General features: G+C 56.1%; 21 protein-coding genes. 8 read left to right on the forward strand and 13 right to left on the reverse strand.

Translation table 11 applies throughout. From position 1 onward, the window contains the following. The first annotated feature begins 50 nt into the window (after positions 1 to 50). Positions 51 to 1,070: a glycosyltransferase family 9 protein gene (locus tag ABDB87_RS04215; RefSeq protein WP_345924338.1), complete on the forward strand. Its 1,020-nt coding sequence runs from the start codon at positions 51 to 53 to the stop codon at positions 1,068 to 1,070. Positions 1,071 to 1,112: 42 nt separating this feature from the next. Here the strand turns inward: ABDB87_RS04215 and ABDB87_RS04220 are convergent, their stop codons facing one another. Beyond that, complete coding sequence (locus tag ABDB87_RS04220) at positions 1,113 to 1,712, reverse strand: DUF4254 domain-containing protein (RefSeq protein WP_345924339.1); 600 nt, start codon at positions 1,710 to 1,712, stop codon at positions 1,113 to 1,115. 109 nt (positions 1,713 to 1,821) lie between these two features. Here ABDB87_RS04220 and ABDB87_RS04225 point away from each other — a divergent pair, with 109 nt between their 5' ends. The 7 genes from ABDB87_RS04225 (at position 1,822) to ABDB87_RS04255 (ending at position 8,129) form a co-directional block, all read left to right on the forward strand. Further along, a complete protein-coding gene (locus tag ABDB87_RS04225) occupies positions 1,822 to 2,190 on the forward strand; it encodes a diacylglycerol kinase (RefSeq protein ID WP_345924340.1) in 369 nt (122 codons plus the stop codon). Positions 2,191 to 2,292: 102 nt separating this feature from the next. Continuing rightward, positions 2,293 to 3,522, forward strand: coding sequence for a glycosyltransferase family 4 protein (locus ABDB87_RS04230; protein ID WP_345924342.1), 1,230 nt, complete (start codon positions 2,293 to 2,295; stop codon positions 3,520 to 3,522). 96 nt (positions 3,523 to 3,618) lie between these two features. Next, on the forward strand, positions 3,619 to 4,554 hold the full coding sequence (locus tag ABDB87_RS04235; RefSeq protein WP_345924344.1) for a carbohydrate kinase family protein: 936 nt from the start codon (positions 3,619 to 3,621) through the stop codon (positions 4,552 to 4,554). 17 nt (positions 4,555 to 4,571) lie between these two features. Further along, positions 4,572 to 5,069 (forward strand): outer membrane lipoprotein, encoded by a 498-nt coding sequence (locus ABDB87_RS04240; protein ID WP_345924346.1) that lies wholly within the window; start codon positions 4,572 to 4,574, stop codon positions 5,067 to 5,069. Positions 5,070 to 5,180: 111 nt separating this feature from the next. Then, a complete protein-coding gene (locus ABDB87_RS04245) occupies positions 5,181 to 5,930 on the forward strand; it encodes a GNAT family N-acetyltransferase (RefSeq protein ID WP_345924348.1) in 750 nt (249 codons plus the stop codon). A gap of 59 nt (positions 5,931 to 5,989) precedes the next feature. Further along, positions 5,990 to 6,781 (forward strand): lysophospholipid acyltransferase family protein, encoded by a 792-nt coding sequence (locus ABDB87_RS04250; protein WP_345924350.1) that lies wholly within the window; start codon positions 5,990 to 5,992, stop codon positions 6,779 to 6,781. A gap of 115 nt (positions 6,782 to 6,896) precedes the next feature. Continuing rightward, positions 6,897 to 8,129: a D-amino acid dehydrogenase gene (locus ABDB87_RS04255; RefSeq protein ID WP_345924352.1), complete on the forward strand. Its 1,233-nt coding sequence runs from the start codon at positions 6,897 to 6,899 to the stop codon at positions 8,127 to 8,129. A gap of 32 nt (positions 8,130 to 8,161) precedes the next feature. On the opposite strand, the gene ABDB87_RS04260 is transcribed toward ABDB87_RS04255, so the two are convergent. From ABDB87_RS04260 to ABDB87_RS04315, 12 genes are all read right to left on the reverse strand, one after another. Further along, positions 8,162 to 9,496: a glycosyltransferase gene (locus ABDB87_RS04260; RefSeq protein ID WP_345924354.1), complete on the reverse strand. Its 1,335-nt coding sequence runs from the start codon at positions 9,494 to 9,496 to the stop codon at positions 8,162 to 8,164. After that, on the reverse strand, positions 9,385 to 10,548 hold the full coding sequence (locus ABDB87_RS04265; protein ID WP_345924356.1) for a glycosyltransferase family 4 protein: 1,164 nt from the start codon (positions 10,546 to 10,548) through the stop codon (positions 9,385 to 9,387). Before ABDB87_RS04265 ends, ABDB87_RS04260 begins: the two co-directional genes overlap by 112 nt. A 63-nt stretch (positions 10,549 to 10,611) precedes the next feature. Then, a complete protein-coding gene (gmd, locus tag ABDB87_RS04270) occupies positions 10,612 to 11,694 on the reverse strand; it encodes a GDP-mannose 4,6-dehydratase (RefSeq protein ID WP_345924358.1) in 1,083 nt (360 codons plus the stop codon). A gap of 10 nt (positions 11,695 to 11,704) precedes the next feature. Further along, on the reverse strand, positions 11,705 to 12,091 hold the full coding sequence (locus ABDB87_RS04275) for a GtrA family protein (RefSeq protein WP_345924360.1): 387 nt from the start codon (positions 12,089 to 12,091) through the stop codon (positions 11,705 to 11,707). A 14-nt stretch (positions 12,092 to 12,105) separates the two neighbouring features. Then, a complete protein-coding gene (locus ABDB87_RS04280) occupies positions 12,106 to 14,100 on the reverse strand; it encodes a hypothetical protein (protein WP_345924362.1) in 1,995 nt (664 codons plus the stop codon). Between the two features lie 2 nt (positions 14,101 to 14,102). After that, positions 14,103 to 15,107 carry a glycosyltransferase family 2 protein gene (locus tag ABDB87_RS04285; RefSeq protein ID WP_345924364.1) on the reverse strand — a complete coding sequence of 335 codons (1,005 nt, stop codon included), beginning with the start codon at positions 15,105 to 15,107 and terminating at the stop codon, positions 14,103 to 14,105. A 27-nt stretch (positions 15,108 to 15,134) separates the two neighbouring features. Next, a complete protein-coding gene (locus ABDB87_RS04290; protein WP_345924366.1) occupies positions 15,135 to 15,602 on the reverse strand; it encodes a hypothetical protein in 468 nt (155 codons plus the stop codon). A gap of 27 nt (positions 15,603 to 15,629) precedes the next feature. Beyond that, positions 15,630 to 16,817: a methyltransferase domain-containing protein gene (locus tag ABDB87_RS04295; protein ID WP_345924368.1), complete on the reverse strand. Its 1,188-nt coding sequence runs from the start codon at positions 16,815 to 16,817 to the stop codon at positions 15,630 to 15,632. 18 nt (positions 16,818 to 16,835) lie between these two features. Continuing rightward, positions 16,836 to 18,152 (reverse strand): ABC transporter ATP-binding protein, encoded by a 1,317-nt coding sequence (locus tag ABDB87_RS04300; protein ID WP_345924370.1) that lies wholly within the window; start codon positions 18,150 to 18,152, stop codon positions 16,836 to 16,838. Further along, a complete protein-coding gene (locus tag ABDB87_RS04305) occupies positions 18,142 to 18,969 on the reverse strand; it encodes an ABC transporter permease (RefSeq protein WP_345924371.1) in 828 nt (275 codons plus the stop codon). The genes ABDB87_RS04300 and ABDB87_RS04305 overlap by 11 nt, the downstream gene beginning before the upstream one ends. Continuing rightward, positions 18,966 to 20,915 (reverse strand): glycosyltransferase family protein, encoded by a 1,950-nt coding sequence (locus ABDB87_RS04310; protein WP_345924372.1) that lies wholly within the window; start codon positions 20,913 to 20,915, stop codon positions 18,966 to 18,968. The genes ABDB87_RS04305 and ABDB87_RS04310 overlap by 4 nt, the downstream gene beginning before the upstream one ends. A gap of 28 nt (positions 20,916 to 20,943) precedes the next feature. Then, positions 20,944 to 21,951, reverse strand: a complete 1,008-nt coding sequence (locus ABDB87_RS04315; protein ID WP_428715115.1) for a GDP-L-fucose synthase family protein — start codon at positions 21,949 to 21,951, stop codon at positions 20,944 to 20,946. Positions 21,952 to 22,100: the final 149 nt, after the last annotated feature.

Here is a 22,100-nt window from a genome sequence, read left to right on the forward strand (position 1 = left end):
TCTTCTTCGCGGCCGCGTCGCCACCCTGCGTGCTGCGCACCGGAACCCCCATGAAAATCCTCATCCTGAAGCGTGACAAGCTCGGCGACATGCTCCTCACGACGCCCATGTTCGCCCTGCTTCGCCAGCAGTTTCCCGACGCCCGGATCGACGTGCTGGCCAACACCTACAACGCCTGGGTGATCGACGGCAACAGCGACGTGAGCCGCGTATGGTCCTACCAGCGCGTCAAGGAAGGCGGGCGCATCCACTGGCGTGCGGCCCTCCTGCAAGCTCGCCAGACCCTGGCCCTGCGTGCGGAGGAATATGACTGGATCATCGTGGCAAACGGTGACGCATCGCATCGCGCCATCAAGCGCGCCGTCTGGCTTGGCGGGCGCCAGGTGGTCTCCTACGTCGACGCAAGGAACACTCACCGCCGGGTGACCCATCCGCTCGAGATCCCGAAGCGGATCCACGAGGCCAGACGGATGGCAAACCTGCTCACGCCCCTGGGCGTGACGCTGCCCGACACGCTGCCGCCGCTGCGCTTTCATCTGCCGGCCGATGCACAGGCTTTCGCCACGACCTGGCTGGCGGAACAAGGCCTTGCCCCCGGCGGCTACATCACGCTGGGTCTCGGCGCACGCCGGGCCAAGAAGCAGCCGACGACAGAGCAGATCCTGCGCTGGACGCAGCACTTCAACGACGCCTGGGGACTGAAGACTGTATTCATGTGGACGCCCGGCAAGAGCGACAACCCGATGTATCCGGGCGACGATGAAACCGCACAGCCGGTGCTCGACGCAAACCGGCCCTGGATCGTGCCCTTCCGTGGTCCGCTCAAGCCGGCCCTCGGATTGATTTTCAATGGACGGACCAGTCTCTTTCCCGACAGCGGCCTGATGCACTTTGCAGCCGCCAGCCCCGGAGGCGTGCTGGGCTTCTTTGCTGAAACAGATGTCTCGCCCCCACCGGACCAGTGGGGGCCGATCGGCCCGAAGGCGGACTGGCTCGAAGCGCCCAAGGCTGTCTCGGAGTTGGGTGACGAACTCGTGCTCGCCCGCGTCGAAGCGCTGTTGCAGAAATGACAGGGGCCGCCCGAGGGCGGCCCCTGCCGGCCAAAGAAACGCTCAGCCCTTCTTGGCGCCGTAGAGGCAGGGGTTCAGGGTCGGATCGTTGTACATCTTGAACTGGCGATAGACCTTGTAATGCGCGCGGCCGGCCGCACAGTCGTCCAGCAGCTGTTCAAGGCAGGCGGCGAGATCGGTGCGCTGCTCGCGCAGCCGGGCCACCTTCGCCTCACAGGCCGCCAGATGCCCGGCCGACACATCCTGGCGCTTCAACTGCTCGCCCATGTGGAAAATCTTGAGCGACAGGATTGAGATCCGATCAATCATGCTGCCCGCCGTTTCCGAATTCAGCCGGCTGCCCGGCACTGCAGGCGGCAAGGCAGACAGGAAAACCTCGTCCATCCGTTCGATCGCATCATTGCGTTTCTGGTTGTAGCCGTCGATGGCACGCTTGTTCACCGCAATCTCGCTGTCCGCCACATCCTGACGCCGGGCGAGGTCTTCTTCGTCCCACAACAGGTTGTTGTAGCGATGATTGAGTTCCAGGAATGACCAGAGACCTTCGGCAAACCTCGCGGCGCCGTGCTTCGCCCAGCGGCGATCGGCCACGCAGGCATCGTGAAATGCAATGATCTCGGAACTGGCAATCAGCGGGGTCATGAATTCGAGTCCTGTCAGCAAAAAGATGCCGCATTCTAGCCCGAGCCACCGTAAGCCTCCTGCAACACTCGTCAAATACGCTGAAGCACCCGAAGAGAGAAAGAACCCGATGGAAAGCCCCTTCAAAGGCAAGACCGGCCTGGTCCGGATCTGGAATGCGTTCAACTATTCGCTCGCCGGCCTGGCTGCGGCCTACCGGCTGGAAGATGCCTTCCGCCAGGAGGTGCTGCTGGCCATCGTGCTGATTCCTGTTGCGCTGCTGAGCCACTGCAGCGGGCCGGAGAAGGCGCTGCTGATTGCCTGCGTGCTGCTCGTGCTGATCGTCGAGCTGCTCAATTCGGCGGTGGAGGCGGTGGTCGACCGGGTCTCGCTCGAGCGGCATGAGCTCGCCAAGCGCGCGAAGGACATCGGCAGCGCTGCGGTGCTGATCACGCTGGTCAATCTGGCAGCGGTCTGGGCGCTGGTCTTCTTCGGCTGAAACCTGCGCTTCATGCGGGCGTCACACGGCTGACGCGCTCGGCCCGGATCATCGCGGCGCACCTGCTCCCGCCCGGAGCAGGGCAGCCTCCGAGGTCCGCCGATGGATTCCGCCCGCCTGCATCTGCAAACGCTTGCCCCCGCCCGTCGCCAGCTGCGCATCGCGATCGTTACGGAGACCTATCCGCCCGAAGTCAACGGCGTGGCCATGACCACCGGCCGCATCGTCGATGGGCTGCTCCAGCAGGGACATGAAGTCCAGCTGGTTCGCCCGCGCCAGAACCCGGAGGATCAGCCCAGTCCGGCCGAGGGCTTCGACGAGATGCTGTCGATCGGCATTCCGATTCCGAAATACAACCATCTGAAGATGGGCTTGCCGGCCCGCATGGCGCTCACCCGGGCATGGTCGGTGCGGCGGCCGGATGTGATCCAGGTAGTCACCGAGGGCCCGCTCGGCTGGTCGGCCGTCGCGGTGGCGCGCAAGCTGCGGATTCCGGTCATCACCGAGTTTCACACCAACTTCCACAGCTACACCCGCTACTACGGTGTGGGCTGGCTCAAGCAGCCACTCTCGGCCTGGCTGCGCCGCTTCCACAACAAGGGAGACCTCTGCTTGGTGCCGACCGCAGCGCTGCGCAGCGAACTGCAAGCCGGTGGCTACCGCCATGTCGAAGTCGTGGCGCGTGGCGTAGACACCACCCTGTTCAGCCCGGCACGACGCAGTGCCGCCCTGCGGGAGCGCTGGGGCGCCCTGCCCGAGACGCTGGTCTGCGCCATCGTGAGCCGGCTTGCGCCGGAAAAGAATTTCGAGCTGGGCGTCCGCGCCTTCGAAGCCATCCGCCGGATCAGGCCCGACGCCCGCCTGCTGCTGGTCGGCGACGGACCCGCGCGGGCCGAATTGCAGGCCCGCCATCCGGAGCACGTCTTTGCCGGCATGCGCAGTGGCGAGGACCTGGCCGCGCATTACGCCTCGGCCGACTGCTTCCTCTTTCCCAGCAGTACTGAAACTTTTGGCAACGTGATCACCGAAGCACTGGCCAGCGGTCTGCCGGTTCTGGCCTTCAAGCATGCGGCTGCCGCAGAACTCCTGCGCAACGGGCACAACGGCCTGCTCGTGCCCTATGCGGACGAAACCGCCTTCATCGCAGCCGCCAGCCGCTTTGCAGAAGAAATCCAGCAGCTCGAAGCCATGCAGCAGCGGGCGCGCGAAAGCGTGCTGCACATGGACTGGCACTCCATCGTGCAACGGCTGGTTAATGTGCAGGAGCAGGTCATCGAGCAGCATGCACAGCGCAACAGCGGCGGGCTGGCACTGGGCGCAAGGGCCGACTAGACCGGCTGGACACACACTGCCAGCCACGGATCAAGCCCCATGCGGAGGGGCTCGGCTACAATCGCGCATTTCTCACGCGAAAGCCGCCCACACAACATGTCCGTCCTCATCTGCGGTTCGATGGCCTACGACACCATCATGGTGTTTCCGTCCCAGTTCAAGCACCACATCCTGCCCGAGCAGATCCACATCCTGAATGTGTCCTTCCTCGTGCCGGACATGCGGCGCGAGTTCGGCGGTTGCGCAGGCAACATCGCCTGGTCGCTGAAGATGCTGGGCGGCGAACCGGAGATCATGGCGGCCATGGGGCAAGATGCCGGCCCCTATCTCGAACGCCTGCAGGCGCATGGCATCAGTGCCAGCCACATCCGTGTGCTCAATGACGCCTTCACCGCACAGGCCTTCATCACGACCGATCTGGACGACAACCAGATCACGGCCTTCCATCCGGGCGCGATGAGCCAGTCTCACCTGAACCATGTGAGTGACGCGCGCGGCGTCACGCTCGGCATCGTCGCCCCGGACGGGCGCGACGGCATGCTGCAGCATGCGCGAGGCTTCGCCGCAGCGGGCATCCCCTTCATTTTCGACCCGGGCCAGGGCCTGCCGATCATCTCCGGCCCCGAGCTGCTGGAATGCTTCGATCACGCCAGCTGGTGCACCGTGAATGACTACGAAGCCCGTCTGATCTGCGACAAGACCGGGCTCAGCTTGGCACAGCTTGCGGAACGTCTCGACGCGCTGGTGGTCACACTCGGAGCGGATGGCTCGGACATCCATACCCGGGACGGCGTCACGCACGTCCCCGCCGTGCCGGCCACTGCCATCGTGGACCCGACCGGTTGTGGCGACGCCTTCCGCGGCGGCATGCTGTACGGTCTGGCCAAGGGCTGGAGCCTGGAGAAATCCGTACGTCTGGCTTCCACCATGGGCGCGATCAAGATCGCCCATCGCGGCGGCCAGACCTACACCCTCACACGGGATGAAATCGCCGACCGCCATGAGGCGGGCTATGGCGAACGCCCGTGGTAAGCAACAAGGAGTCACTCATGAAGAAGCCGTTCATCCTCGTCACCCTTCTGGCGGCCACGTTGCTCTCCGCAGGCTGCGCCAGCAGCCTCTCGGGCGACACCTACTCCCGCGCCGAAGCGCAGCGCCCGATCAGCTTCCGCGAAGGTCAGCTGATCCAGGTCCGCAAGGTTCGCCTTGAAGGCACCAAGAGCAATATCGGCACCGGCGCCGGTGCGGTGCTCGGCGGCGTCGCGGGCAGCGGCGTCGGCCAGGGCCGTGGCGCCATCGTGGGTGCGGTGCTGGGGGCGGTGGTTGGCGGCGTCGCCGGCGCTGCGACCGAAGAAGGCATGACGCGTGAAGACGCCTGGGAGCTGACCGTCCGCCTCAACAACGGTGAATCACTGGTCGTCGTGCAGGAAGTCGGGCAGTACGACCGCTATGTCGCCGGCGAGCGCGTGCGGGTGCTGACCAGCAACGGCAAGACCCGCGTCTCGCCCTACGCGCCGACAGTGCCAGCCCCTTCTGCCGCACAGTAAGCCGGTCGCGTGCGGTAACGCGCGCGCAACAGTGGGGTAACGGTCGCGTAACGCGCCCTGCCTAAAGTGAGCCTGCAGGCAATCAGTCTGCAGGCCACCAAAGGACAGACCATGTTGCGCGTTGCCCCGCAAACCGCCGAACACAAAACCCGCTCGCTGTGGGTCGGGCTCGCCGGCTCGGAATCCGAGATCCTCGAAGCCCAGAAGCTGCGCTACCGCGTTTTCGCCGAGGAGATGGGCGCCCGCCTGAACCCGCGCACGCCCGGCATCGATCGCGATCATTTCGACGCCCACTGCAAGCACCTCATCGTGCGTGACGAAGCGCACGGCCGGATTGTCGGCACCTACCGGATCCTCACGCCGGAAGCTGCCCGCCGCATCGGCAGCTACTACTCCGAAACCGAATTCGATCTCACCCGCTTCCAGCACCTGCGCCCCGGCCTGGTGGAAGTCGGCCGCTCCTGCATTGACGCCGAATACCGCAGCGGAGCGGTGATCGCGCTGCTGTGGAACGGGCTCTCCCGCTTCATGCAGGCCAACGACTACCAGTACATGATGGGCTGCGCCTCGATCGGCATGGCCGACGGCGGACACAATGCCGCCAACCTCTACCGCACGCTGCAGGACAAGCTGGCGCCGGTGGAATACCACGTCTTTCCGCGCCACCCGCTACCCTGGGAGCAACTCTCGACCGAAACCCGCGCCGAGATCCCGCCGCTGCTCAAGGGTTATCTGCGCGCCGGCGCGCAGGTCTGCGGCGCCCCCGCCTGGGATCCCGACTTCAACACCGCCGATCTGCTGATCCTGCTCCAGATGTCACGCGTCGACGCACGCTACGCCAAGCACTTCATCGAACGCTGACCCCGCGGCGACCCTCGCAGGCACCGGCCCCACCGCGTGCCTGCCCTGCTCCGATCGACATGAATCCGCTTTCCTTCTTCACTGCCTGCCTGCGTGAGATCCGCGCAGGCTTCCGCCTGCTGCAGGTCCTTGCACTGATCGCAGGTGGCATCGCCATCGTTCGCGTGCTCTTCCCGGTCTGGTCGGCTCCGACTCGGCGCCGGGTGAAGCAAGCCTGGGCTGCCAGACTGGTCAGCGCGCTGGGCGTACGCATCAACGCCATCGGCTCAGCCTGTGTGTCGGGCCTGGCGGTGAGCAACCACATTTCCTGGCTGGATGTCTTTGTCATCAACGCCATCACGCCCACCACCTTCGTCTGCAAGGACGACGTGCGCGGCTGGCCCGCCATCGGCTGGCTGGTCGAGCACACCGGCACGCTCTTCATCGCTCGCGGCAGCCGGGTCGCGGCAGCGCACTCGGCCGAAGCCATGGCTGCCAGACTGCAGGCGGGGGAGCGGGTTGCGCTCTTCCCGGAAGGCACCACGACCGGCGGCGAGCAACTGCTGCCCTTCCGGACCGCGCTGTTCGAAGCCGCCGTGAGCGGGCAGGTTGGCGTCCAGGCTGCCGCCATCCGCTATGTCGACGCGGCAGGAAAATCCTCCCGCGCCCCTGCGTATGACGGCGACATCAGCTTCGTGCAGAGCCTGCTCACCATCGCGCGATCGAGCGGACTCCGTGCCGAGATCAGACACCTGCCGCCGCAGCCTGCCGGTCTGGCGCGGCGTGAATACTGCCAGCGCAGCGAAACGCAGATCGCTCAGGCCCTTGGTACAACCGCAACACAGCCCCGCCCGGACGCACTCGCCGCCTGATTTGCGCGACGGACCTGCACCGGTCTTGGCTCAGATCATCGCCTCGACCGCCAAAACGGAGAATAATGCCGGCTTGCCGTAAAGCTCCGCGTCGCTCGCGCGACGTGCATTCTCCATGCAGATCCTCATCATCGGAGCCGGCCTCGCCGGCGTCACCGCCGCCTGGTATCTCCAGGCAGCCGGCCACTCCGTCACGGTCGTCGAACGCGAAAGCGGCCCCGCACTGGAAACCAGCTTCGCCAACGGCGGACAGATTTCCATCAGCCACCCCGAGCCCTGGGCCAACCCCGGCGCTCCGATGACCATCCTGAAGTGGCTCGGACGCAAAGACGCGCCGCTGCTCTTCCGCTGGCCTGCCGAGGCGGCGCGTATCGAATGGGGCCTGAGATTCCTGATTGAATGCCTGCCGGGCCGCACGCGTCGCAACACCAAAGCCATCGCACGCCTTGCCGCCTTCAGCGGCGAGCAGTTGCGCAGCCTGCGCGAGGCGACCGACATCCACTACAACAGCCTTTCGCGGGGCGTGCTGCACCTGTATTTCGCGCCGGAAAACTTTCGCCATGGCGAGGCCCAGCACAAGGTACTGAACGCGCTCGGCATCCCGTCCCGCATGCTCACGCCGGCGCAATGCGTCGAACTCGAACCCTCGCTCGCCCCGGTGGAATCCAGACTGGTGGGCGGCATGCTCGGTGAAGACGACGAAAGCGGTGACGCCCAGCGCTTCGCGAGCGAGTTGGCCGAACGCTGTGCGAGTGCGGGCGTCCGCTTCCTCTACGACACCTCCGTCGAGGAGATCATGCATGCGGAACGCCGCATCACCGGCCTGCGCTGCCTGCAAGACGGGCAGAGCGTCACGCTGCAGGCAGATGGATACGTGATCGCAGCGGGCAGCTACAGCACGCCGCTGGCAGCACAGGTCGGCGAGCGACTGCCGATCTACCCGGTCAAGGGTTACTCCACCACCATGAAACTGAGGGATGCGGCCCGAGCGCCCAGCGTAAGCCTCACCGACGAGTCACGCCGCATCGTGTGTTCGCGCTTCGGCGAGCACCTTCGCATCGCCGGGACTGCGGAGCTCAATGGCTACAACACCGAACTCGACCCCGAACGCTGCGCCGCCCTCATCCGCTGGGCCGAAGACATCTTCCCCGGCGCCTGCGACACCCGCGAACCCAACTACTGGGCCGGCCTCCGCCCCACCACCCCGAGCAACGTCCCGATCATCGGCCAGAGCAAACGCCAGGAAAACCTCTGGTACAACACCGGGCACGGAACACTGGGGTGGACGCTCGCGGCGGGTTCTGCGAGGCGGCTTGCGGACAGTCTGTCGAGTCAGACGGTCAGCTGACTCCAACTCAGGGCGGCGCCCGGAAAAACCTCTCAGACCCGGACTCGCTGCTCCAACACCTTGTCATACAAGGCCCGGTAGGCGGCGCCGACCACATCGGCGGAGAAAAGACGCCGACAACGTTCTCGGGCAGCAAAACCCATTCGATCCCGCAGCAGGGGACGCGCAGCAAGATAGGTCATCGCATCCGCCATGGCGGCTGCATCACCGGGCGGCACAACCAGCCCCGTTTCGCCATGTGCGTTGACCAGCGAAGTACCGGTCCCGATGTCTGTCGTGATCATGGGACGCCCGATCGCCGACGCTTCCAGCAATGACACGCCGAAAGCTTCCGCCCGAAGATGCGATGGAAAGACCATGGCCCCTGCCAGACGGATCAGAGCAAACTTGTCTGCATCATCGCGGAAACCCAGAAAGTGAATATTGCTCACTCCACGAGCCTGGTTCGCGAGCCGCTGACGCTCCGGACCATCCCCCACGACGACAACTGGCAAGCCCGTCGCACGCGCCGCTTCAACAAGGATATGCAGTCCCTTGTAATAACGAAGTACACCTACAAACAGGAAGAACCCTTGACCGAAACGCTCACGCCAGTAGGCTTCGCGCGCTTCGTCCGAGGGAGGAATCTGGGAACAATCCATCGCCAGTGGAATTGCCGAGACCTTGTCACCCAGTGATTGAAGCAGAGGGCTGCTTGCGCGATAGGCGTCGGAGGTAGCCACCACGGCAGAGGCCCGTGAAAGAAAAACATCACGGAGAGGGGCATAAACTCTCTCAAGGCCCCTCTGACGAACAATGTCGGAGTGATACGTCACAACAAAAGGCTTGCCAGCGCTTCCAAGCAAAGCCAGCAGATCGCCAAAGGGCCATGGGTAGTGGCAATGTATGAGATCAGAGCGCTTCGCTAATTCTCGAAGCCGGAACAAGGCCGCTGGAGAAGCAAAATCGCAGGACGCAACTTCAAACACACTGCGACTGCGTACCAGAACGCCTTCAGGCCTCCGGCAGACGACTGGGCTAGCAGACTTAGCCAATGAAAACACGGCGTTCCGACATGCTTGCCGCTGGGTCGCGATACACAACTGCCGCACCGCTTCCTGCACGCCACCCTGCGTTTCCGGGAAATACGTACGGTAGATGTGAAGAATCCGTCGCTCTGGCTCTCCCTTTGCCCCGGACTGAGCGGAAATCGGGGGGCACGTTACGCTCCCGGTCAAAGAAAGATGAGATGAAAAATTTTGTTCAGCCTGCATTCTTATTTGCGCTCCATCGCTGCGCGATAAGCCTTCAAAGTTCCGGTCACCGTCCGTTCCCATGAAAACGAACCCGCATGCGCGATGCCGGAAGGAATAACACGCTCGCGCCATGGTTCATCTTCGATAGCACGCACGAGCAAGTGGCTTAATTGATCCACATCGTCAGGCGCGCACATCAAGGGATAGCCGCCGCCAACCTCTGGAAGGCTAGTCGAATCAGAACAAACCACCGGAACCCCCGAAGCCATGGCCTCGAGAAGCGGCAAACCAAACCCTTCGTAAAGAGAAGGGAAGGCAAATATCCTCGCACCTGAATACAAAACAGGAAGATCGGAAGCAGAAACAAACCCCAGGTAAAAAGCCCACCCCTCTGATTGTGCCTGCTGAAGACGCACATGCACTTCATCACTGCACCAGCCACGGTACCCGGCAACAACAAGTGGGAAGTGATTCTTGACCCTTGCGGGCAAGATCTCATAGGCATCAAGCAAACGCCCCAGATTTTTCCTCGGCTCAACCGTGCCTGCATAAAGAACGTAACGCCCGAAGCCAAGACCAAACCGGACCAGCACCTCCGCACACTCCTTAGCAGTCCGGGGCTTGAACTCAGAAGAAGCGGCCAAGGGAACCGCCAGTACTCGCTCAGGCGAAAACCCGGAATAGGCAAGAACCGCCTGTCTAGCGTGCTCAGATATGGTCAGCAAAACATCGGCACGCTCAAGTGCAACAGGCAACTCACTCCGCATATAGGCAACGCGTTCGGGCGGATGAAATTCAGGGCAGTCCAATACGGAAAGATCGTGAAAAGTCGCCACGCTCGGGCCGTCATAGGCAGGAAGATAGTAATTGGGGCCGTGATACACAGCCCCTTCGGCATTCATGAGCGCCCTGACTCTGAGCACATCATTAATCGACCTATAAATATCCAGCACACATCGGTGTTCGACAAAACGGCGCCCGACAAAACGCTTCAACGATGAAAGAGCGGTCGTCGGCGAAACACCGGGCTCGCTTGGAAACGAGCGCCCAAGACGTCGCCCGGACAGAAAAAAAAGACGTTCGACCTCTTCACTCTGTCCGAGTCCTTTTGCAAGCTCGTACGCATACCTGCCTATGCCTGTTAGCGGAAACCGAATAACATCAACACCGAGCGCAACCTTCATGCTCCTCCCCGAGCAAACCGGGCGGGTCCTGCCCGCCCGTTACGATGATGTGCGCGAAACCCCTTATTCCTTGTAGTCGTAGGCAACGTAGCCATGTTTCTTTGCCAGCTCATCCCGCTGCGCAGCTTTCAGATCTTCACGCATCATTTCAGAAACCAGTTCGGCGAAACTGATCTTCGGCGTCCAACCTAATTTTTCGCGCGCCTTGGTCGCATCACCAAGCAGTGTTTCAACTTCTGCGGGCCTGAAGTACATTGGATCAACAGCGACGATGCAACGCCCATTCTCGTCGTACCCCTTCTCTTCAACCCCGGCCCCCTTCCAGATGATCGTCTTGCCTAGCTCGGCAGCTGCCGCCTCAACGAACTCTCGCACGCTGTACTGAACACCGGTGGCAATCACGAAATCCTCCGGCTTGTCCTGCTGAAGCATCATCCACTGCATTTCCACATAGTCCTTGGCGTGCCCCCAATCCCGCTTGGAATCCAGGTTGCCAAGATACAAACAGTCCTGCAAGCCAAGAGAAATCCGCGCAAGCGCACGAGTAATCTTGCGGGTCACGAATGTTTCACCGCGAACCGGGCTCTCATGATTGAACAGAATTCCGTTACAAGCATACATACCGTATGCCTCGCGATAATTCACGGTAATCCAGTAGGCATAGAGTTTGGCAACCGCGTACGGTGAGCGAGGATAAAAAGGCGTAGTTTCACGCTGCGGAATTTCCTGAACAAGCCCATAAAGCTCGGAAGTCGACGCCTGATAAAACCGGGTTTTCTTTTCAAGCCCCAGAATGCGGATAGCCTCCAGGACACGCAGAGCACCCAACGCATCTGAATTGGCGGTGTACTCCGGCTCTTCGAAAGACACCGCTACATGTGACTGGGCAGCCAGGTTATAGATCTCGTCCGGCTGAACCTGCTGAATGATCCGGATCAGACAGGAAGAGTCTGTCATGTCGCCGTAATGGAGAACAAAGCGACGGCCCTCAACATGATGGTCCGTCAGCAAATGGTCAACCCGGTCCGTATTGAAGAGCGACGCACGGCGTTTGATGCCATGAACTTCGTATCCTTTGCTAAGCAGCAACTCAGCCAAATACGACCCATCTTGACCAGTAACCCCTGTAATTAGCGCCTTTTTCACTTCATTTCCCTTAATGTGTTCGTGTAGAAAATACAAAAAATTTATTCATAACAAATGACGCGCCAACATAGACTACGCCGGAAACTGCTTGTGCCCACCCTGCATGAAAACCAACACCTCTTACAAGCACGATCAGCACAATCAAATTCAACAGATACGCCACTGCAAACACACATAAAAACTTCAAAAACTCTAACCCAACAGAATTTTCACTAGAAAAAGTATACTTTCTGTTTGCAAAGAACGAAAAAACCATACCCACCCCATAACCTGCGGCATTACTCGCCTCTGGCCCCACTCCGCACCCATACATCAAAATAAAAATCGTACCGTAGCCGATTATTGTATTAAACACACCAACGGATGCGTACCTAACAAACTGCCAGAAATGACTCATAGCGCAGTTTAAACCTATTTAATTTTAGAAACTTGAGACAAAGAAAGCATAAAACCAAGATCGCGACGATCTTTGTTCATTCCTAACTCGAATGGAGAAACAGTACTTCTTGCAACGAATCTGAACTCATGCTCCCGATCGCCATACATCGCCAACACTACCGTCTTCTCATCTGTATTCCTAAAATCAAGCTCCTTGAACAAAATTCCGTCCTTGAAAATAGAGATCGTATTTGGAAGCCCGAAGTCAGGAACACTGATTTTTGCCACGACGTCGGAATCAAAAGAAGAATTAACCTTCAACGAAACTTCTTTTCCGCCCCAACCATCAGGATATAGGCCTCGCCACACCTGCCGCGGCTCTTCCCCCAATATTCTGTATAGCTTATAGCCAACCGATGTCTCCTCGATTTTCGGAGAAGAATCCCACAGACTAAAGAAAAACGCGGGAGCACTTAATTCCTTCTCAGAAACCAACTCCATTTCGTAAGAGTTCCACTTTTTAAGCAGAGACTCCTCTTGGTAGTATGGGGCCACCCCCCGCAAGAACCACGTCCCTACTTTTCTTCCTGTAAATGCAAGGACATAGTCCCCCTTTGAAGGAAAGTTTTTATAATTCCCGTCGAGATCAGCCTTGGTTACGCCCAACAATTTTAGTAAATCAGGTTTGTCCACTTGCGCGGGATCGAGAGCATCAGCTAGCCCCCACACGCCCGACTCTCTACCACCCAGAAACTCTAGAACATCGCCCGTCCCGCCAACCTGTTCAGAATAAAAAGGATAGGACTCAAGCATCAAGCGGCCCGACCCGCCAGACTTTTCAACATAACTGCGCAGAGCACTCTCATAAACCAATGAATACTGAACTTGGCTCAAAGCCACGTAATACATAGACAACATCCCATAGGCTGTTGCGCAAAAAACCATCCCATAAAAGACAAGTTTTGGTAAAGACCGAAGAGCCCCTTCTAAAACTTTACCGCCTGCATACACAGCACAAACCTTGAAAAGAAGCGCAGGAAAAAGCATGTAATACGGCATCGGCCAGCGCCACATCAAGAGCGCAAGGTAAAACGCCCACCCCAAAGAGCAAAGAGAGATCATAAAAACCACAGACCGGTCATCCTCTCCCTCACACTTAACCCTCCAGAAATAAATCCGCCAAAACAAGTACCCCAACAAAAAAGCCGACACCAAGCCAAATAAAAAAACATCAGGTTGCTGCGCAACATAAAACAAAAAATTATCTCGCACAAGAGACCAAGAAACTTCATAACTTACGTAACTTGGATCATTACCAGCTTTCTCAAAAAAGTAATACGGCACTCTGGAAATCAAAGCGCCAATAAACAACACCCCCAAGAGTCTAAGGTAATCAACAAAAATCAGCTGCCCCGCCTCAGATCGGACTCTTCGGACCAACAAGGACACAAAAACCCCCGTCACCGCAAACCCAACAAGCGCAAGAGACGTTTCCTTTGACCACAAAGACAACAAAAATAATAAAACGAGCGCAAAATTCCTATAAGCGCCTCTTAAAACCCCAAAAGCGCCATTAAAAAATACAATCAAAAACAAAGACACAAAAAAACAAGCCAAGGGCTCTGGTTTTCCAAGCGTATAAACACTTTCTGCGACGGGGCTTCCGACTGCGATCAAAACCACAAGCCCAACACCCCAAAAGACGCTCCGCCGCAACGACAAAAGCACCGCCCCCCAAATTGCCGCAGAGGAGATATACAACAGAGTAACAAACAAAAAATACAAGGAAAAATTGGCGCCAAAAATATAGTAATTTAGAGCATAGAACAGCCAATAGACAGGGACATACCTTCCAGAGCCTGTATTTGGATTTACGATCCAATCAAACCAATCACTGAAATTTGATCCGATTTTTACTAAAGCAGGAAGATCCAAAGGAAACCAACCGGAAAACAAGGCGGGAGATAAAAATATCGCCCATACGAGGATCGAGCACCCAATATAAATACAAAAAACTTTGCGTGACATCTTCATTTTCCGCCCCGCAATGAGGCGTCGTTTTCCGTCACTCCACCAACATCCCTCGCCACCACAGCATCAATGAGGTATCGTGGCCGTCCTTTCACTTCGACATAGATTTTGCCGACATACTCGCCGACAATGCCCACAGCAAGCATTATTGCCCCCCCAAGAAGGTACAGAGGAATGGTGACGGAGGCCCAGCCTGGCAAGGCTTCCCCTTGGACAACCGAGAAGAATGCGTGGAGAGAGAAAAGAAATGAAACAAAAAAAACTCCTCCGCCCAACCATGAGATCACACGGAGAGGCGTAACAGAAAAGGATGTCACTCCGTTCCAAGCAAGAGCAAGCATTTTCTTCAGCGGGTATTTGCTTTCCCCTGCCAACCGAGGCGAGATCCCATAACTGACGGTTTTTATTTTCCCGTGAAGCAGGGGCTGAAGCCCTCTCAAAAACAACACCCTCTCGCCGAATTTAGCCAAATTCTCAAGAGCTTTGCTGGACATGAGGCGGCAGTCTGCGTGATTCTCAACCAAATCAACCCCAAGCCAACGCATTCCCTTATAAAACAAAGCCGCGGTCATCTTCTTAAACAAGGGGTCGGCATCTCGCGCTGTCTTGACCCCCAAAACTATCTCCGCGCCCGCTCTAAACTCCTCTAACATCAAAGGCAAAGCATTTAAATCATCTTGCAGGTCAGCATCGATGCTGATGACTGCATCACAACACCCCGTCACATATGTCAATCCAGCCAAGAGCGCGCTCTGATGGCCTGCATTACAAGAAAGCTTAATTCCATGTATCCGACCCGGGTATCTTTCCACGGCGTCACTGATAATCGCCCAAGTGGAGTCTCTTGAGCCGTCGTCAACAAGAACAGCAAAACTGGATGGAGCACACCCGTGATGAACCACGAAGTCGTCCAAAAGCTGAATAAGCTTAGGAATCGACGTGCCAAGCACGGCCTCTTCGTTGTAGCAGGGCGCGACAATCGAGATTCTTGTCAGTTCAGGCATAATATCTAGAACATTCCAGAGAAAACATTATTTATTAACTTTAACCAGCACTCTCGCCACCTGAGAGCCCACGCCGGCAAACCAGAAGGCGCTATTCTGCAGAAAATCAATTTCCAGAATATAAACCCCCTCTTCGCTCGGAGCGCGGATATTCATCAGAAAGTCTTGCGAATCGCCAACCCCCAGATCCTTGGACAAGAAAGTCATCTTGCCGTCCCAAACAACAACCCTGTTGTCGGTCCCCAGCCAGTGATAACTCGCACCAACCCTGAAATAGTCCCCCTCTTTTCCAAGAGCAGGCAACAAGGCGCCCCCAACATTTGTAACCCTTACCTTGAGTTTGAAATCAGCCTCTGTCTTTACCGCTCTGGCTGTATCAAGAACCATCAGAGCAACGGCGACACCCTTCGCATCAAGGCGCCCATCCACCTTCGTTTGTCCAGAACACCCCGACAAAAATGAAGCGATCATAAAAAGACAGAAATAACTTTTCATATTTCCTCCAAAAACCGACGGAGCGCGTCAGCTTACGCACAATCGCGAAACAAAGTGAAACCCTTCGGATGGATTATTCGCATAATTATGGAAGTCCTGAAACTTCCAGCCGTTGCCTCTCGGAAACGAATCATACCTAAAGAGCGGGTCATCCAGGAAAGCCAGTCCATTCGCCCAAAAAAGGGCCCTCCACCAATCTCTAGATTTAACCGTCACGTGATATGGAACTCCATCCCTAGAGAGGTACTCGACACAGGAAATACTTCCAACAAAATATCCCCCTGGGGCCAATAAATTACGTACATTGGCAAGCACTCCCGGCAAGTCAACCTCAGCGATATGCTCCAGAACCTCCCAAGAACTGATCAGATCGAACCTGATCTCTACAGAGGCCTCTGCTGACTTGATACAGAACGGCTTTGTAATGTCGCAGGTATGAAGGCGTCCGGGAAGAAGAGGCCAAAACCCTATTTCGTTACGCCTGCAAAAATCCGAGCCATCCACACCTACAGCCATGACACCATGAACGGCCATTTCATAAACAAGTCCGCCGCCCCCCACCCCCAGGTCGAGGAATCGGAAATTTTTTCCTAAAATTTCGATGCTGTTCAATACAAACGGCGTGGGGCGAACGACGCCCTCTGCCGTCGATTCCGGGTAAAGATGGTCGTTGCTCTGCACGGCAACCGGATAGTCTGTTTCGACCAAAACGCTTTTTGAAATATCGAGACTGACTATTGATCCTCTTTTTAGTGACTCGACGTAAGTCTTGTGCAAAGAATCAATCACAAAATCAATTGAAACCTGCTGGAGCGTTGATTGATGCATCAATGACTGTGTTCGTTGATCCAGCACAGTCGAAACGGACTTGACATGAAGCAGAGAGTCCGAAATCTGGCAGCGCTCAGCATTAATGGTATTCATCCCAATTTCTATTGCTGAAGCCTGCTGCGCGGCAGTTGCGGAAATCGTTCGAACATCATTCAACTGGCTTTCAATAATCCGGCTTCTTTCCTCAACAACTCGAACGAGTTCAAGAGCGGCGTCAGCCTGTCTCTCAAGGCTTCTGCTGCGCTCTTCTACGATGCGCAAAAGAATTTGCGCGTCGCGCAATTGAGCGAGGGCTTGATCTGCCAAAGCAGGCAAACCAAAAATCCTACGGACAGACCGAAGCCCGTTGAATGACTTGATGACAGCAGAGCGAATCCAGTTCATACAGTCACCTGTAAAGACTCATTCCACAACATAGGATCGGAGACCCATGTCGCAAACCCCGTCGAAAACATATTCCCTGTTTCTCAGCACAACAGAAAAATGTGCCGCCTCATCGATCCAGTGCAATATCCGTTGGTTACCGTAATACCTGTCGTACTCAAGAGCAACAACAGCCTGAACTTCGTAAAGATTCGCGGAAAGCGAACAAGGGCCGGAAAAACAGACAGTAAAAGACTCACCACTCCCGAACTCTCGCAACCAAAAAACATCCGGGTCATGCTCAAGATTCCTGGGCATGTCTTCATTAAGAGTTCCCCAAGTAGTGACCTTGACTCCTTCTTTATTTCTTATCCGGAAAGCGACATTCAGGTTTTTTGCCGCAACATGAGCAACGCATTCAATGCGGATATGCAAGTCATCCCCAGCGTAAAACGTGCTCTGCTCTACCCCCGCCGAGTCCGTTACCCGGACCGATATGATTTCTACATCAAGATTTCCGTATGACTTGGCTGGCGTCTGTTTGACAGACGCCACATTATTGATTCTCTGCAACTCGCGAAATTCGGACTCTTCTACTTTCTGAAGGTATTCCCTATACGAGAACAGCACATCGGAGGTTCTGCCGTAGGACGCAACACGACCATTTTCGAGAAAAATGGATCTGCTCGTAAGCGTTCGCACGGTTTCTTGGTCATGAGAGACGAACAGAAGCGAGCAGCCATCATCCAGCAATTGCTCAATCCTCCTGAAGCAACGTTTCTGAAACAATGCATCGCCCACCGCCAAGGCCTCATCAACAATGAGAATGTCGGGCTCTACCTGTGTCTGAACCGCTACGGCGAGTCGGACTACCATTCCGCTTGAATACGACTTGACAGGCTGATCAAGGTGCTGGCCTATGTCTGCGAAACCCGCAATTGCGTCGAACCGCTCGTCAATTTCTGACTTCTGCAATCCGAGCAACGCGCCATTCAGGTATATATTCTCTCGGCCGGAAAACTCAGGATCAAACCCCGACCCCAATTCCAGCAATGCGGCAAGCCTTCCGTTTGTTTCAACACTCCCGCTGGAAGGGGTCAGCGTACCGGCAATAATCTGAAGCAGAGTGCTTTTCCCGCTTCCGTTCCGGCCGACAATACCAAAGGACTCACCCTTCCTGACCTCGAGACTAACCTCTGAAAGCGCCCAGAACTCCCTGAAGTAATTCCGCCCATGCCTCCCAAAAAACCGGCCAACACGGGGAAAAACAAACTGCTTCAGCTGATCGGACGGATTGTCATAAAGTTCAAACTTCTTGGAAACCGCTGAAACCGTAATCGCGTTTTCACAAGACATTTGAAAATCCCTTCCGCGTTTTCTGGAACCACGCATACCCAAGCCAGCTTACTGAAAGGGAAATCAGGCTGTAGAAAAGCAAACTCAGCCAGTCAGGAGTGACTCCGAAGATGACCACATTCCGAACCTGCTCAATAACAAAACTCAGTGGATTCAAAGCCACAACCCCCTGAAACATCGGAGGCAATGCTGAAACGGGATAAAAGACAGGTGAGCAAAACAACAGCATCGTCGAGATCAACCCCACTGGATGGGAGACATCTCTCACATACACACCCAACGAGCACATGAACCACGCCACTCCGAGGGCGATAATGGCTATTGGCATGAAAACAAGGGGTAGTAAGAATGCAGTTAATTTAATTCCGCCCAAAATAAGAAAAACACCGAAAAACAGGACGACAGAGCTCACTGCCGCATGAAACAGCGAAGACATCACCAGAACCGGGCCTAATATTTCAAGAGGAAAAACAATTTTCTTTACATATGAAACGTTCGAAACTACCAACATCGGCGCCCGAACCAACACTTCGGAAAAAAAACCATGCACAATCATCCCGGCAAACAGCAATACAGCAAAAGAACCGGTGCTTTCACTTTGCCCTGCCCAGCGAGCCTTGAACACCCCTGAAAAAACGAAGGTGTACGTTGCGAGAAGGAGAAGTGGCGTAAGGAATGACCAGAGAACCCCCATTGCTGACCCTTTGTAACGGCCAAGAACGTCTCGCACAGCCAACTGCCAAATCAATGCTCTGTTAGCCGATAAGCTTCTGACCAGAGAGCGGAAGGACAAGGAAACCGGGGCATGGGGATTCATAGCCCGAAATTCCGCCTGAGAACACGTACACGGGCCTTAACCCCCTGCTTCTTCATCGCGATGCACTGTGCCCTGATCCATTTCGGACTGAAGAACTGCTTGATCAATCGCCCCTTGCTCCAGACCCATGATGGTCTTGCAACAGGGTGCGCCACCGGCCGTGGTCCAAAACCTGTCTGTATGCGGAACGCTGCAGGATTGTAAGACCAGATGATTTCGTTTTCTTCCGAGTCATCCCACGGGCGCGCAGGAAATTCTTGGGCAACATCTATCTTTATCGATGCCGCCAAAAGCTGTTTGATTTCCAATCCCGCAGTCAACACCGCCAAAGGCCGCCCATGAAGGTAACGGATAGCAGTCCCCACGTCCTCGGGAATTGCCCCCCTTCGAAAGATGAAGCGCCCATAGCCGGTTGGACCGGATTTGTTTACATGCCCGAAATCGAGAAGTTCGTGAACGCTGCGAACGACCTCCTCACCCTGATCAAGAACAGCTGCCGTGGCCGCACAAACCACATCCCTCGACGCGCGCAAAGCAGAAACAAGGGTTTCCACATGGCGAGATTGCAGAGACTCGTTTGGCGCGACAACCATGAACGCATGGTCCATTGGTGTTTTCTGGATCAGATCAAAAATGACTTCTCCCAGTGGTCTCGCCGCTCGGAGCTCTGGGTAAATCGCTGCCGCAGAATAGTCCCTAATATCCAGCTCAATATGAGCGCCAGAGTCCCTGATCAGCTGATCAATTTCGGATTGATTCTGATCGTAAATACGCGAATCCAAAACAAGATATGGCTTTACGTCCGTGCAGGTCTGCTTCGAACTTTCTAGGTGCTGAATCAGCACATCTCTTGAAAACTCCGGCATCAGGAAAAACACATTTACGCCCATCGCGCCCCCGGCGCCCCGAGCCCGCTCGTCAAGCGCGCGCCGCCTGTCTGAGAGTCCCAGATAAAGGTCGGAAATGTTTTTCACAAGCGTGAAGTTCTGAGTAAAAATCTCCTGAGCCCTGACGGCAAGCGCTTTCGCAGCAGCTGGATTTGTTTTTATCCATTCAATATGGCGCTCGATATCCGCGAGCATTTGGTCAACAGGAGACCTGCTGTCGATATACAGCAGAGCTTCGCCAAAGTGCTTTCTGGCAAAAGGATTTTCGTCACAAATAATCACGGCCCCTGCTGAAATGCTCTCGAAGAGCCGTGTTGACATCAGACCGGATTTTTTGTGCGCTGGCGACGACAAGACCAACGCAATGCCAGCCTTGGCTATCTCGTGAATCATGGAGATCCCGTCAAATGGAATCTCCTTGACGTAACTCTGATACCCCGCCCAGACCTTGATGCCGTGAAACATCTGAGGACCATAGATACGAAGGTTTCCGGTTTTGTCGAGCCGTTTTAGAACTTCCTGGTGACGGGACTTGCCACCACTCACAGCCTCCCAGTTGATCCCGGCATAAAACAGTTTCTGATCTCCCAAGGTCGGAAGATGAACAATTCCCGGAGTCGAGTGATACACACGGAACTTGGGGGCAAGGTGCGTTTTTTCTCCCCTGACCATTCGGTACACATGATCATCCGCTGCCTCAGACCCACAACTGATGAAATCATCGTGAGTGGTCAGGTTTCTCGAACAGCGCTCATAGCCCCATTCAAAGTAGAAACGCAAAGGGTTCCAGAGCGCAACGAAGGAGAACGCATCATAGTTCTTAGGCGTGTCGTAATGCAGATGGATGACAAAATCAACGTTCCCCTGACTCACGTTCAAAGACGGATCAGAAATCCATTTTCCATCCGGACCGATTTCAATGCATTCGATTCCAAGCTGCTTGGCAGCCAATGAAATTCGGGCGATGCATTCATCTTCAGCCGTTTTCAGCTCCGGCCAGAGCTTTACGATTGCAAACCTGCCGACAAGCCCGGCAGGCAAGGAAAAATTGCCTTGCATCAACGATCCTTCAAACTCGTTTGTGGTGTCACCCCAACCGGGAGCGTTCCGGCTGGTTAAGCTGGGACAAGAAATCCGCGTAAGCCTCTTTCAAACCAAGCTTTGGATCCTTTTTCGCGAACCAGCCTAGCTGGTTAATCCTGGAGCTATCCAGCAATTTCTTCATGGTCCCATTAGGCTTTGATTTGTCATAAACAATCGCCCCTTTGTAGCCGACTACCTCAGCAACCAGAGCCGCAATTTCTGAGATAGCCAGATCAGTGCCATACCCAATGTTGTACAACCAGTCAGTCTGACGGTTCATCAAGTGAAGCATCGCATCGGCCAAGTCATCCACATGCAAGAGCTCTCGCCGGGGCGTTCCATCCCCCCAAACGACAAAAGATTCCGCGCCGGAAATCTTGGCCTCGTGGACTCTGCGAAGAATTCCAGCCACAACATGGCTGTGCTCGGGGTGGTAATTGTCACCAGGCCCATACAGATTTGGAGGTATCACAGCGACAAAATCAGCGCCATATTGCAGCTTGTATGCCCTGCACATTTCTATACCTGCAATCTTGCTGATGGCATAGGAACGGATACTCTCATCCAGTGCGCCGGTGAGCTGACTGCTCTCCTTGATAGGAAGCTCAGCCCGAGTGGGATAGGTACAATTCGAGGCGACGAACACCAGCTTTTTCACGCCAGCCTGGAAGGCTGCGTCCATGACGTTTGTCTGGATCAGGAGATTTTCACGAAGAAAATCTCCTGGCAAGGTGGCATTCGCATGAATGCCTCCAACCTTTGCCCCGATATGGAATACAAGCTCGGGCTTGTTTTCTTTCGCCCATTTGTAAACGTCAGACTGTCTCGTCAAGTCAAGTTCGCTGCGCCCGGCAAGCAATAACTCCGCACCTGTCCCCTCAAGGCGGCGGACCATTGCGGCACCAAGCATCCCCCGATGCCCGGTTACCCATACTCGACGACCAGAAACTGACTCTGACATACATAAACTCCGATTAAAGTCACGCACACACGGAACCTGAATCTCGCCCATAAGACTGCTTGGCCGAGTTCATATTCCATCGATTTGCCACGTTCCCAGCCGGGACACAGTCCACAACTGCTCGCCTGATTCCAGAAAACCACGCAAGCACGGAGGAACGGTGCTTGTCGAGATTAAGGGGTAGGATTCTACAGAAACCC

Source organism: Uliginosibacterium paludis (genome assembly GCF_039631355.1).
GTDB lineage: Bacteria > Pseudomonadota > Gammaproteobacteria > Burkholderiales > Rhodocyclaceae > Uliginosibacterium > Uliginosibacterium paludis.